Raw genomic sequence first — 11,585 nt, 5'->3', positions numbered from 1 at the left:
TCCTTGTCGCTGCCGCGCCTGCACGGCCACGTGATTGAGCTCCGGTCCGGTGGGGTAGCGCCTTCTTGTGCGGTGGCGTCCGGCCGGTTCACGGCCCGTCCGGCCGGACGCCTCCCGCGCGGAGCGACCGGATCGCGGTCTACACGGCACATGTCGGGGTAGCGGCGGCCGTATGACGACTACGACCGCCGGTCCGACCATCGTCGAGGGCCCCGCGCCGCTCGGCCCGGCCCAGGGCGTGCTCGACCGCGACCGGCTGGAACGGCTGGACGCCTGGTGGCGGGCCGCCAACTACCTGTCCGTGGGCCAGATCTATCTGCTGGACAACCCGCTGCTGCGCGAGCCGCTGCGCCCGGAGCACATCAAGCCGCGGCTGCTGGGCCACTGGGGCACGACGCCGGGACTGAACCTCGTCTGGGCCCACGCGACCCGGCTCGTGCGCGAGCGGGACCTCGACGCGGTGTTCGTCGCGGGACCGGGCCACGGCGGGCCCGGCCCCAACGCGGCCGCCTGGCTCGAGGGCACGTACAGCGAGCTGTACAGCCACATCTCCCAGGACTCCGAGGGGCTGCGGCGCTTCTTCCGGCAGTTCTCCTTCCCCGGCGGCGTGCCCAGCCATGCGGCCCCGGAGACGCCCGGCTCCTTCCATGAGGGCGGGGAGCTGGGGTACTCGCTGCTGCACGCGTTCGGGGCCGTGCTGGACAACCCGGGCCTCGTCGCGTTCTGCGTCGTCGGCGACGGCGAGGCCGAGACCGGTCCCCTGGCCGCCAGCTGGCATGTCGGCAAGCTGCTGGACCCGGCCCACGACGGCGCGGTGGTGCCGGTCCTGCACCTCAACGGGTACAAGATCGCGAATCCGGCGATGCTGGCCCGCATTCCCGAGGACGATCTGGTGGCGCTGCTGCGCGGCTACGGGTACGACCCGGCGATCGTGGCGGGCGACGACCCGGCCGACGTCCATCAGCAACTCGCCGCCGTCTTCGACCGCGCCGCCGACACGATCCGGGAGATCCAGGCGGTCGCCCGCGACGGCGGCGACCTGGTCCGGCCGGTGCGGTGGCCGATGGTGGTCCTGCGCACGCCCAAGGGCTGGACCGGCCCGGTCGAGGTCGACGGCCAGCCGGTGGAGGGCACCTTCCGCGCCCACCAGGTGCCGCTGCCGGGCGTGCGCACCGATCCCGAACACCTGCGGGCGCTGGAGCGCTGGATGCGCTCGTACCGCCCCGAGGAGCTGTTCGACGCGGACGGGCGCCCGGTGCCGGCGCTGCTCGACTCGAACCCGGCCGGCGGTCGGCGCATGAGCGCCAACCCCCACACGAACGGCGGGCTGCTGCGCAAGGACCTCGAACTGCCGGCCTGGCGGCGGTACGCCGTGGAGGTGCCGAACCCGGGCACCATCGCGCACGAGGCGACCCGGGTGCTCGGCCGCTGGCTACGCGATGTGGTGGCGATCAACCCGGACTCGTTCCTGATCACCGCCCCGGACGAGCTGGCCAGCAACCGCCTGCAGGACGTGCTGGAGGTGACCGGTCGCCGGTGGAACGCGCTCGACGAACCCGGCGACGACCGGCTCGACCCGGCCGGGCGGGTCGTCGAGCTGCTGTCCGAGCACGTCTGCCAGGGGCTGCTGGAGGGGTACCTGCTCACCGGCCGGCACGGCCTGTTCACCTGCTACGAGGCGTTCATCCACATCGTCGACGCCATGCTCAACCAGCACGCGAAGTGGCTGGAGTCGACGGCCCACATCCCGTGGCGGCGGCCGCTGGCGTCGCTGAACTATCTGCTGTCCTCGCACGTGTGGCGCCAGGACCACAACGGCTTCACGCACCAGGACCCGGGCTTCCTCGACGTGGTGCTGAACAAGAAGCCGGAGGTGGTCCGGGTCTACCTGCCGCCGGACGCCAACACGCTGCTGTGCACCTACGACCACTGCCTGCGCAGCCGTCACTACGTCAACGTCGTGGTCGCCGGGAAGCAGCCCGCGCTGTCGTACCTCTCGGCCGAGGACGCCGCCCTGCACTGCGCCCGCGGACTGGGCATCTGGTCATGGGCCGGCACCGAGCCGACGGGCGTCGCGGACGCGGAGCCCGACGTGGTCCTGGCCTGCGCCGGCGACATCCCGACGCTGGAGACGCTGGCGGCCGCCGCGATCGTGCGCGAGCGGCTGCCGGATCTGCGCGTCCGCGTCGTCAACGTGGTCGACCTGATGCGCCTGCTGCCCGAGTCGCGGCACCCGCACGGGCTGCCGGACCGCGAGTTCGACGCCATGTTCACCGCCGACCGGCCGGTGATCTTCGCATTCCACGGCTACCCGTGGCTCATCCACCGGCTGACGTACGCGCGCGGCAACCACGAGCACATGCACGTCCACGGGTACCAGGAGAACGGCACCACGACCACACCGTTCGACATGGTGATGCTCAACAACCTCGACCGGTACCGGCTCGTCATCGACGTGGTCGACCGCGTGCCGGGCCTGGCGGTGCGGGCGGCGCCGCTGCGCCAGGAGATGGCGGACGCCCGGCTGGCGGCCCGCAGCTATACCCGCGATCACGGCGAGGACCTGCCCGGGATCGCCGGCTGGACCTGGCCCGGCGATCCGCCCGCCCCCGCCTGACCTTGCCCGCGGCTCGTGACCGGCGTCACACCGGCCGGTGGAATCGCAATGGGCCGGGCACCGTTACGTAGAGCGTCGGTGTGACTGTGTCCCAGGGCCTCAATCACATTGCCTTCGCGGAATACCGTTCGGCTGGAGCCGCGTCGCGCCACTCGCCAGTAGGCGACCACACACCGGCCTTCGCAACGGCGGCCCGGCACCCATGGTGCCGGGCCGTCTTGCTGCGGTGCTCAGGCGAGCGCGCCGAGCAGCGCGGTCGCGGCCGACGCGCCCAGGCTCGCCACGGCCGGCCGGTCGTCGTCGATGAGCACGGACGGGCACGGCACCGGGGTCGAGGCCCCGATCAGGATCGCGCCGCACAGGTCCGGGTCCTCCGGCGGTGCGCCGCGGCCGAACCGGACCACGAACCCGTGGCGATCGAGCGTCTCCACGATGCACTCGACGACCGCGGCCCACGGACCCGTCAGCGGGTGCGGGCAGCGGACGTACACCACCCCGGGTAACTCGCGCTCCGGCGCCGGCCGCTCCCGCACGCCGGCGATCGCCGAGTTCGGCATGCCTCTCCTCTCTAGGGAGAGCGCTCTCAGCATCACCTCGGGCAACGTATTACATGCTTGAGAGCGCTCTCAGCACAAGCTTGGCGGGACCGCCGGTGGAGTGTCAAGCGGGGCTCAGACGGCCACGAGCCGCTCCGCCTCCTCGCCGCTCACCTTCGTCACCGACCGGCAGGCCGGGTTCTGGCACTCGACGAGGTGCTTGACGCGGATCGGGAAGAGCGGGATGAAGAACAGGCTGAACTTCGTGACTTCCCGGACGAGCGGCAGGCGCTGGCTCTGCCCGCACACCCGGCACACGAACGACACCCAGCGCAGGAACTCGCGCTTCGTGCGGAACCCGAAGATGACCAGCATCGCCGCAGCTTACGCGGCGAGGTCCGGCCGCGTGGCCCGCGGGCTCACAGGCGGCTGCCAGGTTGCCCGCAGCGGCGTGCCAGCCGCCGCCGACAACCTTGGCCCACAGGAATTGGTCAGCGTGCATCGAGTGGAGGTCCGGTCGTGGGACACGGCAAGCAGGACGGGCAGCGGCCCACGTATGAGGGGCGGCCGTTCGCCCGGCCCGACGAGGAGCTCGTCGACCAGGGGCTCGGCTTCGACATCGGGACCATGGTGCAGCGGCGGCAGCTGCTGCGCATGTTCGGGCTCGGGGCGGCGGTCGTCGGGCTGACGGCCGCGTGCGGCGACGAGCTGACGGCGGCCCCGTCGAGCAGCACGAGCACCGGAGCGAGCACGAGCGCGAGCGGCGGGACGGCCGCCGGGGAGATTCCGGACGAGACCGCCGGACCATATCCCGGCGACGGTTCCAACGGGCCCAACGTGCTGAACCAGAGCGGCATCGTCCGCAGCGACATTCGATCCAGCTTCGGTACCGCCAGTGGCACCGCGGCGGGCGTGCCCATGACGCTCGAGCTGTCCATCGTGGACATGGCCAACGGGGACAAGCCGTTCGCGGGCGTGGCCGTCTACGTGTGGCACTGCGACCGCGAGGGCCGGTACTCCCTGTACTCGCAGGGCGTCACCGACCAGAACTACCTGCGCGGGGTGCAGATCGCGGACGCCTCCGGCAAGGTGCGCTTCACCAGCATCTTCCCGGCCTGCTACTCGGGGCGGTGGCCGCACATCCACTTCGAGGTGTACCCGGACCAGGCGAGCATCACCGACTCCGCGAAGGCGATCGCCACCTCGCAGGTCGCGCTGCCCAAGGACGTCTGCGACACCGTCTACGCCACGTCCGGCTACTCGGCCTCGGTGCAGAACCTGAAGCAGGTGACGCTGGACAGCGACAACGTGTTCGGCAACGACGGCGGGGCGCTGCAGCTCGGCACCGTCACGGGCAGCGTGAGCGCCGGATACGCCGTGGCCCTGACCGCGAAGGTGGACACCCGCACGACACCGACCGGCGGCGGCGCCCCGGGCGGAGGTCCTGGCGGCGGGGGTCCGGGAACCGGGGGCCCGCCGCCGAGTCGTTAGGCGGCGAGGATGCGCGAGAGGGTCCTGCGGCCGATGCGGCTCATCGCGGGGTTGCTGTCGCGGTAGTACCAGACCACGCCCATCGACTGCACGAAGGCCCAGGCCCGGCCGCGCTCCCACTCCGCCTCGCCGCAGCCGAGGCGCGATCGGAGCGCGGCCCGGGGCGCGGCGTCGAGCAGGTGCCAGGCGCCGACGAGGTCGAGGGCCGGATCGGCCGGGCCGAGGCCGCCGACGTCGAGCACGCCCGTGAGCCGGCCGCCGGACACGAGCACGTTGCCCGGCATGAGGTCGCCGTGGTTCGTCACGTCCGGGGCGTCGCCGCGCGGCAGGTCGCGCATCCGCGCCCACAGCCGGCGCAGCCGCGGCACGTCCAGCAGCTCGGTGCTGCGCGCGAAGCAGGTCTCGATCCACGCGTCGTGCGTCGCGATCCGGCCGCCTCTGCCGGTACCGCCGAACATGCCGCCATCCGTGGGGATGCCGCGCGTGTCGGCGATGAGCTCGGCCAGGTCGTCGGCGAACGCGACGGAACCGGCGACCGCCTCGGAGGCGACGGTGCCGGGCACCCAGCGCAGCACCGACCACGGCAGCGGGTACCCGGGCCCGGGCGAGCCGAACGCGACCGGGCGCGGCACCGCGAACCGGGTGTACGCGGCGAGCCTCGCGGCCGCGTCGGCCTCCGCGCGCAGCTGCGAAGCCGAGTCCGGCTGCAGCGGGAACCGGGCGACGAGCTCGTCGCCGATCCGGAACACCGCGTTGACCGTGCCGGGGGCCAGCTCCCGCACCGGCAACTCCCGCCACTCGGGAAACTGCCCGGCGATGAGCCCGCGCACCGTGGACAGCGACAGCGGCAACTGGTCGGGATGCATCAGCACACCGCAGCGTAACGAGGCCGCCGGGAAAACGCTCAGAGTCGCCTCCGGCGGGCCGATGACCCACGCGACCGGGCACGGAGGTGGCGCGTGGACTACGAGTCGGACGCTCGTGCGCAGCTGCAGCGGCTGCTGCGCTTCGCCCGCACCCAGCTCGGCATGGACGTCGCCTGGATCTCGCGGTTCAGCGCCGACGAGCAGGTGATCAGGCTTGCCGACGGCGCCCTGGACCAGATGCGCGTCGTGCTCGGCGAGGGCCGCCCGCTGGCCGGCTCGTTCTGCTCCCGGGTGGTCGCGGGCACGCTGCCGCCGCTGGTCCCCGACGCCCGGCGGCACCCGGTCAGCCGGGACCTGGACGTCACCGCCGAGATGGGCATCGGCTCGTACGTCGGGGTGCCCTGGCGCGACGCCGACGGCCGGACCGCGGGCATGCTGTGCTGCGTGAGCCGCAGCCCCGCCCCGGCGCTCGGGGACCGGGCCGTGGACTTCCTCGGGCTGCTCGCCGAGGTGGTCAGCGGGCACCTCAACCACACCACCGCGCTCGGCCCGGCCCACGCCGGGACCCGGGACCTCGTCGCGCTCGACGTCCGGATGGTGTTCCAGCCCGTGGTGCGGCTGGCGCCCGACACCGTGGTGGCGTACGAGGCCCTGGCGCGCTTCGACGACCCGCGCTTCCCGACCCCCGCGCACGCGTTCGCCGAGGCCAGCCACGCCGGGCTGGGGGCCGAGCTGGAGCATCTCGCGGTGCGGCGCGCCCTCGAGCACCTCGACACGATGCCGGACGGCACCTGGCTCGGGGTGAACCTCTCCGCCGAGGCCGTGCTGACCACCGAGATCCAGGCGACGCTGCTGCGGCAGGCGCACCGCCGCATCGGCATCGAGCTCACCGAGCACACCCAGGTCGGCGACTACGGCCGCCTCGTGACCGCGACCGACCGCCTGCGCGACGCGGGCATCCAGCTGGCGATCGACGACGCCGGCGCCGGGTACGCGAGCCTGCGGCACATCCTGCAGCTGCGCCCCGACGTCATCAAGCTCGACATCGACCTCATCCGCCAGGTCCACGCCGACCCCGTGCGGCAGGCGCTGACCCGCTCGCTCGTCTCCTTCGCGGCCGACATCGGGGCGTCGCTGATCGCGGAGGGCATCGAGACGCGCCAGGAGCGCGATGCCCTGCTGGAGCTCGGTGTCACGTTCGGTCAGGGGTACTTTCTCGGCGGACCCGGCACCCTGCCCTCCCGTGGCCTCGACTCCGACTCGGGTGCGCTCGCGCTCTTTCGGCCGGAGCTTCGCTGACACGCGGGCGGCGCCCCGGTCTACGCCACTGACACGCGGGCGGCGCTCCCGGTCTACGCCCCTTCGGGGTGTGCTTTCGCTCTTACGGCCGATCGAAAGGAAATCGTAAGGCCGGTGCGGCAAGGTCGTTGGTGTCAGACGAACACGGGAACGACACCGAGGAGCATTCGATGCGCAAGCTGGTCAACTCGACGTATATCACCCTCGACGGCGTCATCGAGAGCCCGATGTGGACGGTGCCCTACTTCGACGCCGAGGCCCAGGCCTTCGCGGGCCAGCTCACCCAGGACGCCGACGCGATGCTCATGGGCCGCGTCACCTACGACGGCATGTCGGTGGCGTGGCCGGCGCGGGACGAGAGCGACCCGACCACCGGTGCCGCCTACTTCAACAACGTGAAGAAGTACGTCGCCTCCACCACGCTGACCGACCCGACGTGGAACAACACGGAGGTGCTGCAGGGCGACCTCGTCGAGGCGGTGCGCACGCTCAAGGAGGTCGACGGCAAGGGCATCATCCAATACGGCTACGGCTCCGTCACGGCCCAGCTCGTTCAGGCCGGCCTCGTCGACGAGGTGCACTTCTGGATCCACCCCGTGCTGGTCGGCGGCCCGAGCCTGACCGCCCAGCTGACCGACTTCGCGGCCTCCTTCGAGCTGGCCGGCACCCGCGTCCACAAGAACGGCCTGATCATCGCGACCTACGTTCCCGTGCGAGCATGACGTCCGCCTCGCCGCCCTCGGCGTGCAGCGCCTTGAAGCGCTCCGCGCCGAGGGCGGCGAGCAGGCGTTGCGTCACCCGTTCGATCTCGTCGCGCTCGGCGGGGGCGGCCGCGACGCCGTAGGTCTCGCGGGACTTGGCGGCCGCGCCGAGGAGCCGGGCCGCGTCCTCGTCCGCGGCGGTCACGGCGGCCAGGCCCTCCACGGCGATGATGGCGTCGCGAGGGGCGCCCATCGCGTCGGCGGCGTCGAGCGCCTCCAGGTGCAGGGCGCGGGCCTCGTCCGGGTCGCCGCGCTGCTCGGCGGCATAGCCGAGCTCGACCAGGACCATCGGGAGATACAGCGCGGGCTGGGGCTCGCCGCGGCCCTGGTCGGCCAGGCGGCCCAGGTGCGTCTCGGCCTCGTCCAGCCGGCCGGCGCGGCGGGCGCCGATGCCGAGGCCGAGCTCCGCGAAGACCACGGCGGCCGGGTTTCCCTGCTCGCTCGCCCGGGCGAGGGCGCGCTCGCCGAACTCGCGGGCGGTCCCGTAGTCGCGGGTCTGCACGGCCAGCCAGGCCAGCCAGGAGAGCTTGCTTGCCACCTCGGGCCAGAGCGCAAGCTCCTCGGCCCAGCGCAGGCCCTCGCGGTGCAGGGCCGCGGCCCGCTCGTGCTCGCCGCGCATCTCGGCGAGGCCGCCGACCCAGTCCGTGGCCTGCAGGCGGCCCCAGCGGTCGCCGAGCCCGGCGAAGAGCGCGGCGGCGCGGGTGCCGTAGTGCTCGAGCGCGTCGAGATCCCCGGCGGCGTGGGCGAACGTCGCCCGCGTGACCGACGTCGCCGCCTCGACCCAGGGGTCGTGCTCGTCGGCGACCCAGGGGTCGTGCTCGTCGGCCGGCAGCACCTCGTCGGCCAGGGCCAGGTCGCCGCGGTCGAACACGGCGTTGGCCACGAACCAGCGGGCGACGCCCGGCGCGCCGGCGAGCGCGGCGCGCACGTCCCGCGCGACGACGGGGGCGCCGAGCAGCAGCGCGAAGCCCAGCTTCCACGGCCCTGCGGCGACTGGGCCGAACGCCCGCCGGGCCTCGGTCAGCCGGCCGCGCAGGAACCAGTACCAGCCCAGTGCCGTCGGCAGCCGCGGGTCGCCCGCCGTCCGGTCCAGGGCGCGGCCGAGGTTCGCGGACTCGGCGTCGAGGACGGCCAGCCAGCGCTGCTGCTCGGGGCCGCGCAGGTGCGGGTCGGCGCGCTCGGCGAGGGCGGTGTAGTAGGCGGCGTGCCGGTCGCGGATCTCGTCCCCGTCGCCGAGGCGTTCGCCGGCCTGCCTATTGCGGACCTCGTCCCCGTCGCCGACGCGTTCGCCGGCTTGCCTGTTACGGACCCCGTCGCCGACGCGTTCGCCGGCTTGCCTATTGCGGACCTCGTCCCCGTCGCGGAGGCGGTCGGCGGCGAACGCGGCCACGGACTCGAGCAGGCGGTAGCGCGGGCCGTCGTCGACGACGATCAGCGAACGATCGACCAGCCGGGCGAGCACGTCGAGGTCGGTGCCGCAGACCTCCTCGGCCGCCTCCGGCGTGCAGCCGTCGGCGAACACCGAGAGCCGGGCCAGGACCCGCCGCTCCTCGGCGTCGAGCAGGTCCCAGCTCCAGGTGATGACGGCGGTGAGGGTGCGCTGGCGCTCGGGCACATCCCGCTGCTGGGTCGCGAGCAGCGCGAAACGGTCGTCGAGGCGCTCCACCACGCCGTGCAGGCCGAGCGCCCGCACCCGGGTCGCGGCCAGCTCCAGGGCGAGGGGGAGCCCGTCGAGGCGCCGGCACAGGCGGGCGACCTCGGGCGCGGTGCGCTCGTCCAGGCGGAACGTGCGCTGCTGGGCCGCGGCGCGGGCGGTGAACAGACGGGCGGCCGCGGAGCGCCGGACCGCGTCGAGGTCGCGCTCGTCGTCCGGGAGGCTCAGCGGCGGTACGTCCCATACGCACTCCCCGCCGATGCCCAGCGGCTCCCGGCTGGTCGCGAGCACCCGCACGCCGGGCGCGTCGCGCAGCAGCCGCCCGGTCAGCGCGGCGGCCGGGGCGATGACGTGCTCGCAGTTGTCGAGCACGACGGTCACGGCACGCGGCCCGAGCGCGGCCAGCAGGCGGTCGTCGGCGCTCAGCCCCGCCCCGGCCGCCTCCCGCACGCCGAGCGCGGCCAGCACCCGCTCGGCGATGTCACCGCCGGCCGGGACCGGGGCGAGCTCGACGAAGACGACGTCGGCCGGGTTCAGGTCGCGGACGGCCTCGGTGGCCAGGCGGGTCTTGCCCACGCCGCCGGGCCCGACGAGGGTGACGAGGCGCTGGCGGGCGAGCAGGGGCCGCAGCTCGGCGAGCGCCTCGGCCCGGCCGACCAGCTCGTCCAGCCGCGCGGGGAGGGCGTTGCGGATCAGCGCCGCCGGTGGCTTCACCTCCGGCGCCTTCCGGGTCGGGACCGTCGCCTCCGGACCCGCCTCCGGGGCGAGCGCCCCCGGGCCTGCCCCCGGGCCTGCCGCCGGGGCGAGCGCCCCCGGGCCCGCCGCCGGGGCGAGCGCCTCCGGGCCCGCCGCCGGGGCCAGCGCGGCGTCGTGGCCGAGGATCTGCCGGTGGATGGTGACCAGCTCGGGCCCCGGGTCGAGCCCGAGCTCCTCGGCGAGCCGGTCGCGCAGCTCGGCGTAGCTGTCGAGGGCCTCGGTCGGGCGGCCGGCCGCGTACAGGGCCCGCAGCTGCAGCGCGCGCAGCCGTTCGCGCAGCGGGTACCGGGCGACGAGCCCGGCCAGGTCGGCGGCGACGAGGTCGGGTTCGCCACGGGCCAGGCGGGCCTCGGCGAGCCGCTCGTGCACGGCCAGGCGCTGCTGGGTCAGCCGCTCGACCTCGGCGCGCACAAACTCCCCGTCGGCCATGTCGGCAAACGGCTCGCCACGCCAGAGCGCGAGGGCCGCGGTCAGGTCGGCGACGTCGTCGGACCCGGCCAGCGCGCCGAACCGGTCGGCGTCGACGGCGTCGGTGCGCAGCAGGTACCCAGGCGCCCGGGACTCGACCAGGTCACGGGCGCCCGGCTCGGCGTCGTTGAGCGCCTTGCGCAGCTGGGAGACCCGCACCTGCAGCGCGCCGGCCGGGTTCGCGGGCGGGTCGTCGCCCCACAGGTCGTCGATGAGCCGGTCGGCGGACACGACGCGGTTGCGGTGCAGCAGGAGGTCGGCGAGCAGGACGCGTACCTTGATCCCGGGCACGACGACGGCCTCGCCGGCGTCGGTGGTCACGGCGAGCGGCCCGAGCACCCCGAACTGCATCGCGCGCCAGCGTACGACGTCCCCCGGCTCCGCTCAGACCCGGATTGGCCGACGGTAACGCTGGGTAATCGCCTGCCGACTGCCCCGCGGCTCGACGCTCACGTGTGAGCGTGCGCCGACCGGCCTGTGTCTCGCCGCTCACGTGGGCCTAAGTGCGGACCGGCTCGCAGTCCGGTGGGCCGGTCGCCCCGATCGTCGCGCTGGAAAGCCCCCGGCTCGCTGGGCGTGGCCCCTGTTCCGCACCGCGGCTTGATTGTCGCGCTGCCGGGCCCCCGCACAGCGGCAGCCTGACCGCCCCGCGAAGCCATCCGTTGGCCAGCTCACCAGAACGCCTCAGAACGCTTCTCAGCCCGATCCCGCACAAACAAAAAAAGCCGGCCCCGCAGCAAGCGGGGCCGGCTCAAAAAGGCGTCGTGCCCAGGAAACACTTCAGGGGCTCACCGAATTCGGTGAGCCCCTGAAGGAAAGTTTGTCCGGCGGCGTCCTACTCTCCCACACTCTCTCGGGTGCAGTACCATCGGCGCTGGAGGGCTTAGCTTCCGGGTTCGGAATGGGACCGGGCGTTTCCCCTCCGCTATGGCCGCCGTAACACTATGAACCTGTCAACCCCGCACACCCACCCATCATGGTGGGGTGCGTTCGGTGTTGGTTCAGAATCACACAGTGGATGCAAGATCTTCAAAGCTTGTTTTGTAGGTCAAGTCCTCGGCCTATTAGTACCGGTCAGCTCAAACCTGTTACCAGGCTTCCACTTCCGGCCTATCAACCCAGTGGTCTCGCTGGGGG

At 73.4% G+C, this 11,585-nt stretch carries 8 protein-coding genes and 2 rRNA genes; 4 read left to right on the top strand and 6 right to left on the bottom strand.

The window, feature by feature from the left end:
- Positions 1 to 172 precede the first annotated feature (172 nt).
- Positions 173 to 2,617: a phosphoketolase family protein gene (locus ABT369_RS32570; protein ID WP_350617752.1), complete on the top strand. Its 2,445-nt coding sequence runs from the start codon at positions 173 to 175 to the stop codon at positions 2,615 to 2,617.
- A gap of 230 nt (positions 2,618 to 2,847) precedes the next feature.
- On the opposite strand, the gene ABT369_RS32565 is transcribed toward ABT369_RS32570, so the two are convergent.
- Positions 2,848 to 3,174 (bottom strand): hypothetical protein, encoded by a 327-nt coding sequence (locus ABT369_RS32565; protein ID WP_350617751.1) that lies wholly within the window; start codon positions 3,172 to 3,174, stop codon positions 2,848 to 2,850.
- 114 nt (positions 3,175 to 3,288) lie between these two features.
- Positions 3,289 to 3,528, bottom strand: coding sequence for a zinc ribbon domain-containing protein (locus ABT369_RS32560; RefSeq protein WP_350617750.1), 240 nt, complete (start codon positions 3,526 to 3,528; stop codon positions 3,289 to 3,291).
- A 144-nt stretch (positions 3,529 to 3,672) separates the two neighbouring features.
- Between ABT369_RS32560 and ABT369_RS32555 the strand changes: the two genes are divergently transcribed.
- On the top strand, positions 3,673 to 4,644 hold the full coding sequence (locus tag ABT369_RS32555; RefSeq protein ID WP_350617749.1) for an intradiol ring-cleavage dioxygenase: 972 nt from the start codon (positions 3,673 to 3,675) through the stop codon (positions 4,642 to 4,644).
- Here the strand turns inward: ABT369_RS32555 and ABT369_RS32550 are convergent.
- Complete coding sequence (locus ABT369_RS32550) at positions 4,641 to 5,510, bottom strand: phosphotransferase (RefSeq protein WP_350617906.1); 870 nt, start codon at positions 5,508 to 5,510, stop codon at positions 4,641 to 4,643. The two genes, ABT369_RS32555 and ABT369_RS32550, sit on opposite strands and share 4 nt — an antisense overlap.
- 93 nt (positions 5,511 to 5,603) lie before the next feature.
- On the opposite strand from ABT369_RS32550, the gene ABT369_RS32545 reads away from it, so the two are divergent.
- Together ABT369_RS32545 and ABT369_RS32540 are read left to right on the top strand one after the other, a co-directional pair.
- On the top strand, positions 5,604 to 6,809 hold the full coding sequence (locus ABT369_RS32545; RefSeq protein ID WP_350617748.1) for a sensor domain-containing phosphodiesterase: 1,206 nt from the start codon (positions 5,604 to 5,606) through the stop codon (positions 6,807 to 6,809).
- Positions 6,810 to 6,979: 170 nt separating this feature from the next.
- Positions 6,980 to 7,531, top strand: a complete 552-nt coding sequence (locus ABT369_RS32540; protein ID WP_350617747.1) for a dihydrofolate reductase family protein — start codon at positions 6,980 to 6,982, stop codon at positions 7,529 to 7,531.
- Here ABT369_RS32540 and ABT369_RS32535 read toward each other — a convergent pair.
- The 3 genes from ABT369_RS32535 to ABT369_RS32525 all read right to left on the bottom strand — a co-directional run.
- Positions 7,500 to 10,799: an AfsR/SARP family transcriptional regulator gene (locus tag ABT369_RS32535; protein WP_350617746.1), complete on the bottom strand. Its 3,300-nt coding sequence runs from the start codon at positions 10,797 to 10,799 to the stop codon at positions 7,500 to 7,502. The genes ABT369_RS32540 and ABT369_RS32535 overlap by 32 nt on opposite strands.
- A gap of 471 nt (positions 10,800 to 11,270) precedes the next feature.
- A 5S ribosomal RNA gene (gene rrf / locus ABT369_RS32530) occupies positions 11,271 to 11,387 on the bottom strand.
- Between the two features lie 105 nt (positions 11,388 to 11,492).
- Positions 11,493 to 11,585, bottom strand: a 23S ribosomal RNA gene (locus tag ABT369_RS32525); the annotation flags it as partial.

Source organism: Dactylosporangium sp. NPDC000244 (assembly GCF_040300725.1).
GTDB lineage: Bacteria > Actinomycetota > Actinomycetes > Mycobacteriales > Micromonosporaceae > Dactylosporangium.
The sequence above is the reverse complement of the archived record's forward strand: the minus strand, read 5'-3'. Positions and strand labels throughout refer to the sequence as shown.